Below are 13,613 nucleotides of genomic sequence, written 5' to 3'. Positions count from 1 at the left end.
TCGTATCAAGTGACCACCCTTTCTACTGTTCTATAATTTTTGGATTCGATGAGACGGCCTCAACATAATACGTTTTCGTCTGATTGCCACGCTTCACATGAATTTCCCAATTGGCTTGAAGTACTTGAAGGTTCGTCTCTTTTACAACAGTATAATAGCCTAATCTCAAGCCCTTAACTTCATCGCCATCTTTAAGATACTGATTGTAATAAAGTGCTTCTAATGCTTCATATGCACTGATGACTTTGTGGCGCTTATTATTCGCCCCTTTAGACGGACGGACGTCTTCCATTGCAGCTTGTTTGTATGACTTCACTCGATTGTTATCTGCTGTGACAAATGTCAAGGCAGCTCGCCTATTATTCATGATTGGGAAGCCTTCAAATGTTTGTTCATATTTAATTTCTTCGCCTTTTGTTTCATGATATTGATATTCATTGCCTTTGTAGACGTTATCATTAATATACGGTTTAAGATGAGAAATTGGATCCAATTTGACATCGACCGTTTCATTGACTTCCTTCGTCAGAACATAACCATTTTCACTTTGACTTGAGTCACTCTGATCTTCTGTATCTTTTTCAAAGTTATGTGAACGTGCTGTGATCAGCTGCATTTTCACTTTGCTTACTTCGGGAATATTTTTTGGTAGCTTGATGTTTTCTTGTGCAAAGTTAACACCGTTCTCTGTCGCTGATGGGTTTAGTTTTGACTTGTTGTACTTATCAACGTACAAAATGACAAGTACGACATTGATGAGAAAGAATACGATAATGAATAATGTTTTGGCGTGTTTCCAATTCATTGTTCGATCAACTCCCCATCATTGAATTCGTACCATTTCCCTTCATGTTTCACAAACCATATCGGTTCAAACTGACTATTTTCTTGAATTTCTAATCGATTATCCGGCCCTTTTTTCGATACCATACGGTAACCGACTACCAATTGTTCAACTTTTCGATAGTCGACTTGGTTACTACTTGCCAGTGCACCACGTACATCTTCCAGTGTCGGTAATTTCTTAGGTTTTTCCCCATTATCGATTGTTACATTCGTCTTCAACAAACCTCTGCTGTATTCAAAGATACCACGCTCTCCCCAACTCACCAAAATTTGGTTCAGTTGATTTGGATAAAAGATAGGCCGTCCATTTAGGAACATTTGATACGTAATCAATCCTTGATCTTTATTCGTATTGAAAAGGCGGAAATCATCGGTAAAGCCACCGTGCTCATTGATATAATCAAATGTTCTTGGAATACTGATATTCATATCTCGTGTGCTGTATTCATCTTCTGTCAAGTTCGTATAATGATATGTTTTTCTATCTGGATCGTAGTTCACGACGCCTGTGTTGTTATTGTATATCGTATTTCCACTTTTCGTTGTACGTACAATTGGCGTATCATCAAACAGAATCGCATTCAAATCTTCTACACTAATGTGATTGAAAATCGTGCGATATGTTTTTAAATTTTCGGGTGCTTTCGGCGCATAAAGATATGTCGCTTTATTAACCGTATCTTCATTTGTTGAGACATTCATATATGGTCGCAAAGCCATCTTCAATTCTTCCAAGTGGTTTTTTGCACTGCTCGTTTTAATTGATGTTGTCATTTTAACTGCACGATGTCGTGTTTCATCAATTGCGTAGACAACAAGATGTTCTGCCGAATCAATATCATAAATCAAACGATTAAATTTAAAATGGTTCGGTACTTTTGCCTGTACATCGAGCACATCACTGAGATATATCGCTATCGGGATGTCTGTCGGGTAGTCTAAAATGAGAAAATGATCGCTCAGTTCTCTTAATAATAACGACTGATCATTTTCAATGTAGACGACTTTATTGATGTGCTGTTTGGCAAATATATCTGACAGTTCATTTACTTCACGTGTTGCTGGCATGCCTTCAATGTTCGTGCCGTGGACATGAACCAATTGTAAGGGTGCGATGACTTGATTGATTTGTGATTCGAATCGTGGTCCAATCGATTTTGTATTCTCTTTCGCTAGTTCACTGTCTACATCCGCAATATCTGGCGTAAAGTTCCAGATTAACAGTGTCAGCACAATGCTTGATATGACAAGTATCGTAAGCGTGATGGATTTGATCAGTTCTTTAATTCGCATCCCAATCACCATCTTCTATGACTTCACATGGTAACGTAATAAAGATAGACGTTCCTTGGCCTTCTACACTATTCGCCCATATGCGACCATTGTGTGCTTCCACAATCTCTTTAGAAATGGCGAGACCAAGTCCTGTACCACCCATTTTTCGTGTACGTGCCTTATCCACACGGAAAAAGCGATCAAAGATTTTATCGACTTTGTTTACTGGTATACCGATACCATTATCTTTAATGCGGACTGTGAGACGTCGGTGTGTCACATTATGTTTCACATGAAACTCTACCCGCTTCTCACCACGTGAATACTTCAACGCATTGGTGATGACGTTATCAAACACTTGTGTCATCTTGTCTGGATCAATTTCTGTAAAGATCGTCTGACTCGGGATATCACGCACGAATGTCGTTTCCTTCTCTGACATCTCATGACGGTTGATGATTTTGTTGATAAACATATTGAAATCAACGATCTCTTTCGTAACCTGTTCCGACTTATTGTCCATTTTCGATAAGTGTAACAGATCATTCACGAGTCGAATCATACGTTCCGTCTCTTCTCGTGTTACTGACAAGAATTGTGGCGCGATTGATTCATCTTTCCATGCGCCTTGTTCTAACGCCTCGATATAGCTATTCATCGACGTCAGAGGCGTGCGCAACTCATGCGATACATTGGCCACGAATTCGCGACGTTCTCGTTCGATTTGTTGCTGCTCAGTCACATCATGCAACATTGCGATATAACCATTCACAAATCCCGTGTTTTGGACAATCGTGCTAAAGTTCAAGCGTGCAATAATCCCGTCTTCTTCGTTAATGTCAATTAGCAAGCTTTCGTTGTTATCGTTCAGTTCATCTAAGCTAAGTTCATCGTTCAAGTCCAGCACGTCAAAGATGAACACACCTTCGACATCTTCCTTCGTCTTGCCGAGCATTTTCAACGCCATATCGTTAATAATCTTAATCCGTCCACGTCGGTCTGTCGCAATAACACCGTCACTCATATGACGGATCACCGAGTCCAGGCGCCGCTTCTCACTTTCCGTATTCGCCTGTGCTTCTTGAACACGCTTCGAAAGGTTGTTGAACGCAAGTGCCAGTTCACCAATTTCGTCATTACCGTAGATTTTCACACGTTGCGTATAGTTCCCTTTCGACATCTCGACCGTCTGGTTACGCATGTCCGTGATTGGTTTCGTAATCGTACGTGCTATGAAGAAACCTAAAATCACAGTAATAATCAGTGAGATCCCTGTCCCGACAATAAAAATCTGATTGATATCACTCAGTTGATCATACACTTGGTTAATATTCGATTCGATGTAAATATTACCGATGAGTCCCTTACTCGTTGTCACCGGCATGTTTTTAATCCATACTCGCTGCTTGCCTTCCCCATAATCTTTCAGCACTACTTCCGAGTTCGATTGGCGCAGCGACAAAGCTTTCTGAATCGCACTGTCATTCGCCTTCTGATTGATGAGATGACGATTTGACTGTTTCGATGTTGCAACGATAATTTGGTCTGTATCGATGAAGCGAATTTCAATCATTTCATTGCGATTCGCATATTCATTCAGCAAGTTCTGAATTTCTTTCTGTGTATTGGTTGTATTGTTACCTTCTGCATAAATCCTTTCAATACTCAACTCAATCTGCTTGGCATTTTGTGCAATGTTCGTTTTGAATGTCTCGGTCATTTCTTTTTCTAGACTATTGGTGAAGTATAAACCAATAATCTGCATTCCGATAATAATCAATAAAACATACACAATCACCAGTTTTGTGTGAAGAGATTGAAATTGTTTTAACCACTTCATAAATGCAACATCCTTCTACTCATGATGTTGTAGGAAGTATCCCACACCTCGACGTGTCACGATATAGTCTGGATGTGATGGATCATCTTCAATCTTTTCACGCAAGCGACGGATCGTCACATCTACTGTACGTACATCTCCAAAATAATCATAACCCCATACGGTTTGTAATAAGTGTTCACGCGTCATCACTTGTCCCATATGTTTAGAGAGATAATGGAACAATTCGAACTCACGGTGTGTCAGGTCGATTGACTCACCACGTTTTTTAATCGAATATGCATCTGGATACACAACAATGTCTTTAATCGCAATTTCGTTAGACTGCTGGCTGTTGTCCACACTTGGTTGTGCATGGTGACGGCGTAAGTTTGCTTTGACACGTGCGATTAATTCACGTGTACTGAACGGCTTCGTTACGTAGTCATCTGCGCCAAGCTCAAGCCCTAACACTTTATCAATCTCAGAGTCTTTCGCCGTTAACATAATGATTGGCATGTCATATTTTTTACGCACTTCACGGCAGACTTCCATGCCGTCTCGACCTGGCAACATAATATCGAGCAAGACAATATCCGGCTCTTGTGCATAGATTAACTCGACTGCATCATCACCATCGTAAGCAACAAAGACGTCATATCCTTCTTTTTTTAAGTTAAACTCAAGTATATCTGCAATTGGTTTTTCGTCGTCTACTACAACTACTTTTTTCGCCATCATCCATGACCTCATTTCTTCATTCATCCAACGTCGAAGCGCTGAACATGTTTTAATATGTGATGAGCTACTATACGATCTTTTTAAATAATAGTGCTCAAGTTCACACTCCTATACCTTATAATGTATCACTTCTAAAGTGTGAATTCTATCCTTTTACTTTTCTATTCCACCAATACATCAGAAAATAATCCTATAAAAAAACTGAATCACATGCTCAGTTGTCATGCATCCAGCTGTATTTCAATTTTAGTGCGCATACTCTGTATCGAACTGAATCAATACTTTCCCATTCGTACGTTGATTGAATGTATAATCAAGTGCTGTTTCTATTTCATCGATGTTGAAAATACGTGGATCTACGGCAGGTACAATATTTTCACGCTCAATCATGTCCGTGATAACTTTCAATTGTTCACCATCAGCACGTACGAAGATGAAGCGGTATGCCACACCTTGTGCTTTCGCTTTACGATCAAACTTTTGTCCAACCAATGTAAATAATAATGTTTTAAACTTTGAAAATCCTTGTTTCTCTGCAAATGCTTTGTTCGGTGCATTGATCAGACTAACAATCTTTCCACCCGACTTCATAATCGACAATTCTTTCTCAAATTCTTTTGGACCCAATGTGTCGATGACGTAATCTACATCCGATAAAACTTCCCAGTAGTTTTCCTCCGTGTAATCGATGTATTGGTCAACACCTTTCTCCAAAAAGGCTTCTTTTGCGCGTGTATTTCCTGAAATAATAACTTTAAGCCCCATTGATTTCGCAAGTGGGACTGCCATCTGTCCGAAGCTACCTGAACCACTAGAGATGAAAAGCGTTTTCCCTGCTTCCACTTCAAGTTCTTCTGTTAATGCTTGATATGCCGTTAATCCTGTTAATGGCACGGCAGTCGCTGATTTTACATCTAAATTTTTAGGAATTGTTGTCACCAAGTCAGCTTTTACAGCAACATATTCAGCAAATGCTCCAATGCGTGTGATTGGCAAACGTGTATAGACGACATTACCTACTGCCAAACTTTGAACGGATTGTCCTACTTCTACAACTGTTCCTGACAATTCATTGCCGAGTGTGACTGGCTTAGGGTAATCTTGAATGAGTTTGACAGCACCTGTAATTGTCAGCTTTTCTAAAGGGGTAATTGCTGCATATGCCACCTTGATTAATACTTCATCTGCTTGAATCGTTGGGACAGATATTTCATTCACTGTTACTTTTAAATCTTTATTATACTTCTGTAATTGTACGGCCTTCATATAAATCGGCACCTCTTCTTATTTTAGTTTTTTGTGATAATATAGTGTTTATGGAAAAACAAAAAATAACCAAATCATTAATCATTACAACTGCGCAAACGATGATTCAAGAAACACAGCAGACAGAAATTTCACTATCAAAAGTTGCTGAAGCACTAGATGTCACACATGCTGCTATCTACAAACACTTTGATAACAAACAAGCTTTATGGACTGCTGTTTGTAAAGATTGGTTTATGACGCATATCATCGGACGTATTGACATTGATGATGCTGCATATACAGATAAAACACAATGGCTTCATGATTACCTTTGGGCGTTTGTAAATGCCAAACGAGAGACGTATCAGTCGAACAAAGTGATGTTTGATCTGAATACACGTTATATCGACAAGGATCCATTTATGTTACGAGAAGTTTTAACGCCTTGTTATGTGCGCATTCAACAGCAAATGGGATATGATGTATCTCATATTGAAAAAGCTGAAGTCATTCTATCTGCGTTTGCTACTTTCACATTACCAATGTTCAAAGATACGTGGCATTTACCCGACTATGCACACCGTTTTGAGATGACATTTAACTTAATCAAACAAAGTGTTTAAATCCCCTTTAATTTATGTCGCTTTATTAACATAAGTTAAAGGTTTTTTATTATTTGAATCATTAAATGGTTACAAATTTGATTTTTTGTAACCGTAATATAACACATTTCTTTTATAACGACGACTGATTCAACTTCATTTTTTCTTATAAAACCATTAAAAAAGCGCACACCATTCGGCGCACGCTTTGAACATTATCAGTAAATACTTTTAGACAATAAAAAAGCTCATCCTATTGGATGAGCAATTAGCGGTCCCGACGGGAATCGAACCCGCGATCTCCTGCGTGACAGGCAGGCGTGTTAAACCGCTCCACTACGGGACCAAAAAATGGTGACTCCTACGGGACTCGAACCCGTGTTACCGCCGTGAAAGGGCGGTGTCTTAACCGCTTGACCAAGGAGCCGTTCTTTAACACAAAAATTATTATAGCATCGTCTATTCTCATTGACAAGATTTTTTTTGATTTTTTTTGTATAATTTTTTATAGATGACTAAAAGGGGGACAATATATGGAAATTCCGGAATCACAAACTGTATCCTACAAGCGAGAAAAGCCTAAACGTGCGACGTATTTTGTGAAACGCTTTTTCTTTATCACACTCGGTGCACTATTAATGGGTGTCGCATTAGAATTATTTCTCGTTCCGAATCAATTGCTCGATGGGGGTATTGTCGGTATCTCGATTATTTTATCGCATTTAACAGGATGGAAGCTTGGTGTGTTCATCTTTCTTCTTAATTTACCCTTTTTCTTCTTAGGTTATAAGCAGATTGGTAAAACTTTTGCGATTTCTACTATTTATGCGATCACAGTACTATCTATCTCTACTATTTTACTTCATCCCATTGATCCCGTGATTGATGATAAGTTTCTCGTTACGATTTTTGGTGGTGCAGTACTCGGTATTGGTGTCGGTATCGTTCTGAGATATGGTGGCTCACTCGACGGGACAGAAATCTTGTCTATTCTCGTACAGAACAAAGTACCATTTTCAGTTGGTGAAATTGTAATGATTATCAACTTCTTTATCTTTGCAGTTGCAGGCTTTGTCTTCACATGGGAAAGTGCACTTTTTAGTGTTGTAGCCTATTTTATCGCATCCAAAATGATTGATACGGTATTACTCGGTTTCGATGAATCGAAATCGGTGTGGGTCATCAGTGATGCTTACAAAGATATCGGTGAAGCAATCAATTCACGCTTAGGTCGTGGTGTCACATATTTGAAAGGAGAAGGTGCTTATACAGGTGAGGATAAACGCGTGATCTTCTGTGTTATTACACGTCTAGAAGAAGCAAAATTAAAAGATATTGTTATGGAAATTGATGACAGTGCATTTCTTTCTATTGGTAATGTATCAGAAGTACGCGGCGGTAACCATAAAAAACGCGATATCCACTAATCATGCAATCTATTTACATATTTATCACTTAAGTTGCTTAAGTCCTAAATATGTAAATAGATTTTCTAGTATAAAAGCCTAAGACATGTCCTGTCTTAGGCTTTTATACTAGGTCAGTCTATCCGAAGTATGTCCGGTAGACTTCCCCCATGATTCAATTATACCCACAATTGTTCTACAACATTTGTTTGATTGCGGTCTGGACCAACTGAGAAGATTGAGATATGAACGTTACATAACTCAGAAATACGTTCTAAATAACGACGTGCGTTATCTGGTAATTCTTCTAATGTACGAACACCTGTAATATCTTCTGTCCAACCTGGTAACTCTTCAAAGATTGGTTTGCAGCGTTTTAAATCATTTAAGTTTGCTGGATACTCTGTGATTTCTTTGCCATCTAACTCGTATGCTGTACAGATTTTTACTGTATCTAAGCCAGTTAAGACGTCGATTGAGTTGATTGATAAGTCTGTAATACCGCTCACACGACGAGAGTGACGTAATACAACTGAGTCGAACCAGCCGACACGACGTGGACGTCCAGTTGTTGTTCCGTATTCACGACCAACTTCACGAATGTGGTGACCGTCTTCATCGAATAACTCTGTTGGGAATGGGCCATCACCTACACGTGACGTATATGCTTTACATACACCGACAACTTTTGAAACATTTGTTGGACCAACACCTGCACCCACTGTTACGTTACCTGCAATTGGGTTACTAGATGTAACGAATGGGTACGTTCCGTGATCGATGTCTAACATCACACCTTGCGCCCCTTCGAATAATACACGTTCATCTGCAACAAATGCGTCGTCCAATACTTTCGCTGTGTCTGTTACATATGGTGCAAGGCGTTGACCTGCTGCATAATATTCTTCAAAAATCTCTTCAAATGCAGGTGCTTCTGTGTTGAACATCCCTTTGAAATAATCATTTTTATAAGCTAAATTTTCTTTTAAACGTGCTTCAAATACTTCTTTGTCTAAAAGATCAGCCATGCGGATACCGATACGTTGTGCTTTGTCTACGTATGCTGGGCCGATACCTTTTTTCGTTGTACCAATTTTGTTATCACCACGACGGGCTTCTTCAAGCTCATCTTGCATTAGATGATAAGGTAAAATCACGTGTGCACGGTTTGAGATACGTAAATTATCTGTTGCGATACCACGTTCGTTTAAAGCATCTAATTCTTTTAAAATTGCGACTGGGTCTACAACGACACCGTTACCAATCACTGATAATTTATCTTTATAGAAAATACCAGATGGTACTAAGTGCAATTTGTATGTTTCACCGTCAAACTTAATTGTGTGACCTGCGTTATTTCCACCTGAAAAACGTGTAATCACGTCTGCTTGTTCTGCTAAAAAGTCTGTAATCTTACCTTTACCTTCGTCTCCCCATTGTGTCCCAACTACTACGATTGATGACATAAGAGCACCTCCAAGTTTTCTCAATTAACCAAATGTATTCTACCAATAACTCTCTGCGAATGCAAATGAAAAAACGAACATTCATTTTGACTTGTTTATTGATAGCCCAGTTCACTCTTCAATAACGTACGATACTGTCAACCACGCATTATACAAGGATTTTTATAGTATATCGAGTGAGTTTAAAATCCTAACTAAATTTAAAACACACTATCAAATACAATACAAAAACCGCACATAAACTAATCAAACAGTTTTAAAGTACGGTTTTTGACACGAAATTTTTTATGCCATTTCTGCATGTGCATAATCAATATCTGTAAATTTATTGTATTGTTTCATGAAATGCAGTTTTACAGTACCAGTTGGACCGTTACGCTGCTTGGCGATAATAATTTCAATTTCACCATTTTCATCATTCGTTTGCGGTTCAAAACTTGAATCATCACCGTCTTCATCATTGTCTCCACGATTATAATAATCATCACGGTATAAGAAGGCAACGATATCGGCATCTTGCTCAATTGATCCTGATTCACGAATATCACTCATCATCGGTCGCTTATCTTGTCGTTGTTCTACACCACGTGATAGCTGACTGAGTGCGATAACTGGACATTCTAGTTCACGTGCAATTGCCTTGAGCATACGTGAAATCTCAGAGACTTCTTGTTGACGGTTATCCGAAGCACGAGATCCGCTTCCTTGAATCAATTGTAAGTAGTCAATTACGATCATATCAAGTCCATGCTCTTGCTTTAAACGTCGACATTTTGAACGAATATCTGTAATGCGAATACCCGGTGTATCATCAATAAAAATCTTTGTTCTCGATAACTTACCGACAGCTACCGTGAAGCGACTCCAGTCTTCCTCTGTCATCGTCCCAGTTCTCAGACGATTCGAGTCGACATTTCCTGAGCTACATATCATACGTGTCGCTAACTGATCAGCGCCCATCTCAAGCGAGAAGATACCGACTGTATAATTGTCTTCGTGCGTCGCCACTTTTTGTGCAATATTCAGTGCAAAGGCAGTCTTACCTACTGATGGACGGGCTGCTAAAATAATCAAATCATTACGGTTAAAGCCCGCTGTCATTTGATCAAGATCACGATAACCTGTTGGAATCCCCGGTGTTTGACCACTATTTTGATCGAGTTCTTCCGCATTTTCATATACTTGACTTAATACATCACGAATATCTTTGAAACCATCACTTTCACGTGTTGTGGACAGTTCTAAAATACGTCGTTCTGCATCATTTAAAATTGTATCTAAATCTAATTCATCATTATAACCATCACTTGCGATGCTATCCGCTGTATGAATTAATTTACGCTTCATTGCGTGTTTGAAAACGACATTTGTATAATATTCGATATTTCGTGTTGTCGGCACACTCGATGTAATCTCTGCTAAATATTGTGCACCACCCGCTTCATTGACAACACCGTCTTGTGTTAAGCGATCTAACACTGTTACGATATCGATGTCATTGCCGTCTTCGTTTAAATGCATCATGGCACGGAAAATATGTTGATGCGGCGCACGATAAAAAGATTCTGGCATTAAAATCTCTTGTGTCGTTGAGATGAGTTCTGGATCTAAAAATATCGCACCTAATACAGATTGTTCCGCTTCATGACTATGTGGCATTTGATTATGGTCAAACATACCCTCCATGCCATCAGCCTCCTTTAACTATATTGCACTTCGCTCTATCGACTGGTTGATATATTAAGGCTGGAACATGTTCATTATGCCCCAGCCTCTAACACGCTCCATCACGCTCTTATTGTTCTACTGTATGAACACGAATTGTACCATCTACATCTTTGTGTAACTTCACAGGTACATTTGTATATCCTAACGCATGGATACCATTCGGTAAGTCCATTTTGCGTTTGTCTAGCTTGATACCGTGTTGTTTGTTCAATGCTTCAGCGATTTGTTTCGTACTGATTGAACCGAATAATTTGCCGCCTTCACCTGATTTTGCCTTCACTTCTACTTCAAGTGTTTCGAGCTTTTCTTTTAACGCTTTCGCATCTTCAAATTCTTGTTGTTTTTCTTTTTCAATGCGTTTATTTTTTTGTTCAAGTTGTTTTAAGTTACCCGGTGTCGCTTCAACTGCATAACCGTTTTTGATTAAGAAGTTATTCGCATAGCCGACTGGTACATCTTTAATTTCGCCTTTTTTGCCTTTACCTTTTACGTCTTGTGTAAAAATTACTTTCATGATTCGTCACTCCTATCTATTTGTTCCGCAATTGCTGTTTTCAGCTGTTCAATTGCTGCTTCTACCGTTACATCTTTCATCTGCGTTGCTGCATTTGTAAGATGTCCGCCACCACCGAGCGCTTCCATCGTTAACTGAACGTTAAATCCACCCAGTGAACGTGCAGACATTCCAACTAAGTCCTGCTCTCGGCGTGCAACGACATACGATGCCTCCACGCCGTCCAAGCTCAACAATTCATCTGCCGCCTGGGCAACTGTTACAGGGTGATAGATTTTGTCATCTGCACCGTGTGCAATCGCAATGCCGTTATCTTGTAAATCTACCGTACGAATTAACTCTGAACGGTTGATGTATGTTTCAATATCATCTTTTAAGAAATGCTGTGTCAGAATCGTATCAGCACCGTGTGCACGCAAGTAGCTTGCTGCATCAAATGTCCGTGATCCTGTACGCAACGTGAAATTACGTGTATCGACAATAATACCTGCATACATAACAGTCGACTCGAGTCGTGTCAAACGTTGCTCTGTCGGTTGATATTCAAGTAACTCTGTAACAAGTTCAGCCGTAGAACTTGCATAAGGCTCCATGTATACGAGTAATGGATTCGAGATAAAGCTGTCACCACGACGATGGTGGTCAATCACAACTTTACGGTTCGCTTTATTTAAAATATTCTCATCAATCACCATTTCTGGTTTATGTGTATCAACTACTACTAAAGTCGTTCTAGATGTCATCATATCCCACGCTTCATCAGATGTAATGAAACGTTCTTTCAGCTCTGGCTTTTCATTGATTTCATCCATCACACGTTGGAGTGTTGGATCAATATCTGAATCATTCAGCACAACATACGCATCCAAGTTATTCATCATCGCAAAGCGTGTGACACCTATTGCTGCACCAATCGCATCTAAGTCTGGGCGCTTATGTCCCATCACAATCACTTTGTCACCTTCAAGCAAGATATCTTTCAGCGCATGTGAGATAACACGTGCACGAACGCGCGTCCGTTTTTCCATCGGGTCAGTCTTACCACCGTAGAAACGAACGTTACCATTGATATTTTTAATCGCTACTTGATCGCCACCACGACCTAACGCTAAGTCGAGTCCAGATTGTGAAAGTTCTCCGAGATCGATTAAGTTTTCTGAGCCTTCCCCAACACCGATACTGAATGTCAGTTGTGCACGATAACCACTACTCTTCTCACGCAATTGACTTAAAATATCGAACTTACTCTCCTCAATCTCACGTAAAATACGTCTATTTAAATACGCAACGAATTGATCCGAGCTATAACGTTTGAAGTAAACATTATGTGTTTGTGCCCAACGGCTGATGACACGTGTCACCATAGCGTTAATCTCCGAACGCTGCGTATCATTCATATTTTGTGTAATTTCATCGTAGTTATCCAAAAACAACGTTGCAATAATCGGCTGTTGATCTTCATATTCTTGTCGAATTTCACTTTCTTCTGTCATATCAAGGAAGTAAAGTATTTTCTCTTCTTCTGAATATTTCACACGATATGCGTATGGACCATCTTCATATTCAATTTCTTTCGCTTTTTCTAATCGCTTCAAAATATTTGGGTACACTTCATTGATTGGATCTGAAATCACGTTGCGTTCAATACGTTCTGACATAAACGGATTGACCCATTCAATTTGTTCTGCATCGTCTAATACAATCAATCCCATTGGCATCGTTTTGACCGCTCTATCACTTCCAACTGAAATCTTGCCGCTCAACTGATCAATGTAGCGATCAAAATGTTGATACATACGTTTCAGAAGTACTGCACAAATGATAAGCACAACGAACAACACTAATGCCAACACGAGTGCGGTCATCTTGTTAAAAAGGACCAATACACCAACGCTTATCATAGCAGCAAGCGTCATCAATACAAACGGGATGACCAGTGCCTTCTTTATAGCATGACGATTCATTTTG

11 protein-coding genes and 2 tRNA genes are annotated in these 13,613 nt (G+C 39.4%); 2 read left to right on the top strand and 11 right to left on the bottom strand.

All coding sequences use genetic code 11. From position 1 onward, the window contains the following. Nucleotides 1-22: 22 nt before the first annotated feature. The 5 genes from C7J88_RS07350 to C7J88_RS07330 all read right to left on the bottom strand — a co-directional run bounded on the left by C7J88_RS07350 (nt 23) and on the right by C7J88_RS07330 (nt 5,947). Complete coding sequence (locus C7J88_RS07350) at nt 23-805, bottom strand: two-component system regulatory protein YycI (protein ID WP_095114958.1); 783 nt, start codon at nt 803-805, stop codon at nt 23-25. Then, the gene (locus C7J88_RS07345) at nt 802-2,139 is read right to left on the bottom strand and encodes a YycH family regulatory protein (protein WP_095114956.1); all 1,338 of its coding nucleotides are present in this window, start codon (nt 2,137-2,139) and stop codon (nt 802-804) included. The genes C7J88_RS07350 and C7J88_RS07345 overlap by 4 nt, the downstream gene beginning before the upstream one ends. Beyond that, nucleotides 2,129-3,961, bottom strand: a complete 1,833-nt coding sequence (gene walK / locus C7J88_RS07340) for a cell wall metabolism sensor histidine kinase WalK (protein WP_095114954.1) — start codon at nt 3,959-3,961, stop codon at nt 2,129-2,131. The genes C7J88_RS07345 and walK overlap by 11 nt, the downstream gene beginning before the upstream one ends. Before the next feature lie 15 nt (nt 3,962-3,976). Further along, complete coding sequence (gene yycF, locus C7J88_RS07335; protein ID WP_095118090.1) at nt 3,977-4,678, bottom strand: response regulator YycF; 702 nt, start codon at nt 4,676-4,678, stop codon at nt 3,977-3,979. Nucleotides 4,679-4,927: 249 nt separating this feature from the next. After that, a complete protein-coding gene (locus C7J88_RS07330; protein ID WP_095114952.1) occupies nt 4,928-5,947 on the bottom strand; it encodes an NADP-dependent oxidoreductase in 1,020 nt (339 codons plus the stop codon). 50 nt (nt 5,948-5,997) lie between these two features. On the opposite strand from C7J88_RS07330, the gene C7J88_RS07325 reads away from it, so the two are divergent. Beyond that, nucleotides 5,998-6,552: a TetR/AcrR family transcriptional regulator gene (locus C7J88_RS07325; RefSeq protein WP_095118089.1), complete on the top strand. Its 555-nt coding sequence runs from the start codon at nt 5,998-6,000 to the stop codon at nt 6,550-6,552. Nucleotides 6,553-6,803: 251 nt separating this feature from the next. On the opposite strand, the gene C7J88_RS07320 is transcribed toward C7J88_RS07325, so the two are convergent. After that, nucleotides 6,804-6,877, bottom strand: a tRNA-Asp gene (locus C7J88_RS07320). A 6-nt stretch (nt 6,878-6,883) separates the two neighbouring features. Beyond that, nucleotides 6,884-6,958, bottom strand: a tRNA-Glu gene (locus tag C7J88_RS07315). A gap of 106 nt (nt 6,959-7,064) precedes the next feature. Here C7J88_RS07315 and C7J88_RS07310 point away from each other — a divergent pair. After that, nucleotides 7,065-7,958 carry a YitT family protein gene (locus C7J88_RS07310; protein ID WP_095114950.1) on the top strand — a complete coding sequence of 298 codons (894 nt, stop codon included), beginning with the start codon at nt 7,065-7,067 and terminating at the stop codon, nt 7,956-7,958. 158 nt (nt 7,959-8,116) lie between these two features. Here the strand turns inward: C7J88_RS07310 and C7J88_RS07305 are convergent, their stop codons facing one another. The 4 genes from C7J88_RS07305 to C7J88_RS07290 form a co-directional block, all read right to left on the bottom strand. Further along, nucleotides 8,117-9,403 (bottom strand): adenylosuccinate synthase, encoded by a 1,287-nt coding sequence (locus C7J88_RS07305; RefSeq protein ID WP_095114948.1) that lies wholly within the window; start codon nt 9,401-9,403, stop codon nt 8,117-8,119. Nucleotides 9,404-9,688: 285 nt separating this feature from the next. Beyond that, nucleotides 9,689-11,089 (bottom strand): replicative DNA helicase, encoded by a 1,401-nt coding sequence (dnaB, locus tag C7J88_RS07300; RefSeq protein WP_095114946.1) that lies wholly within the window; start codon nt 11,087-11,089, stop codon nt 9,689-9,691. A 109-nt stretch (nt 11,090-11,198) separates the two neighbouring features. Then, complete coding sequence (gene rplI / locus C7J88_RS07295) at nt 11,199-11,645, bottom strand: 50S ribosomal protein L9 (protein ID WP_095114944.1); 447 nt, start codon at nt 11,643-11,645, stop codon at nt 11,199-11,201. After that, nucleotides 11,642-13,609 carry a DHH family phosphoesterase gene (locus tag C7J88_RS07290; protein ID WP_095114942.1) on the bottom strand — a complete coding sequence of 656 codons (1,968 nt, stop codon included), beginning with the start codon at nt 13,607-13,609 and terminating at the stop codon, nt 11,642-11,644. The genes rplI and C7J88_RS07290 overlap by 4 nt, the downstream gene beginning before the upstream one ends. Nucleotides 13,610-13,613: the final 4 nt, after the last annotated feature.

This window comes from Staphylococcus muscae (genome assembly GCF_003019275.1).
Classification (GTDB): domain Bacteria; phylum Bacillota; class Bacilli; order Staphylococcales; family Staphylococcaceae; genus Staphylococcus; species Staphylococcus muscae.
This window is presented reverse-complemented; position numbering and strand designations above follow the sequence as displayed.

Coding starts and splice junctions, on each gene's coding strand:
- dnaB (WP_095114946.1), bottom strand. CDS start 11,089: ATGGAGGGTATGTTTGACCATAATCAAATGCCACATAGTCATGAAGCG.
- walK (WP_095114954.1), bottom strand. CDS start 3,961: ATGAAGTGGTTAAAACAATTTCAATCTCTTCACACAAAACTGGTGATT.
- rplI (WP_095114944.1), bottom strand. CDS start 11,645: ATGAAAGTAATTTTTACACAAGACGTAAAAGGTAAAGGCAAAAAAGGC.
- C7J88_RS07310 (WP_095114950.1), top strand. CDS start 7,065: ATGGAAATTCCGGAATCACAAACTGTATCCTACAAGCGAGAAAAGCCT.
- C7J88_RS07345 (WP_095114956.1), bottom strand. CDS start 2,139: ATGCGAATTAAAGAACTGATCAAATCCATCACGCTTACGATACTTGTC.
- C7J88_RS07305 (WP_095114948.1), bottom strand. CDS start 9,403: ATGTCATCAATCGTAGTAGTTGGGACACAATGGGGAGACGAAGGTAAA.
- C7J88_RS07290 (WP_095114942.1), bottom strand. CDS start 13,609: ATGAATCGTCATGCTATAAAGAAGGCACTGGTCATCCCGTTTGTATTG.
- C7J88_RS07330 (WP_095114952.1), bottom strand. CDS start 5,947: ATGAAGGCCGTACAATTACAGAAGTATAATAAAGATTTAAAAGTAACA.
- C7J88_RS07325 (WP_095118089.1), top strand. CDS start 5,998: ATGGAAAAACAAAAAATAACCAAATCATTAATCATTACAACTGCGCAA.
- C7J88_RS07350 (WP_095114958.1), bottom strand. CDS start 805: ATGAATTGGAAACACGCCAAAACATTATTCATTATCGTATTCTTTCTC.
- yycF (WP_095118090.1), bottom strand. CDS start 4,678: ATGGCGAAAAAAGTAGTTGTAGTAGACGACGAAAAACCAATTGCAGAT.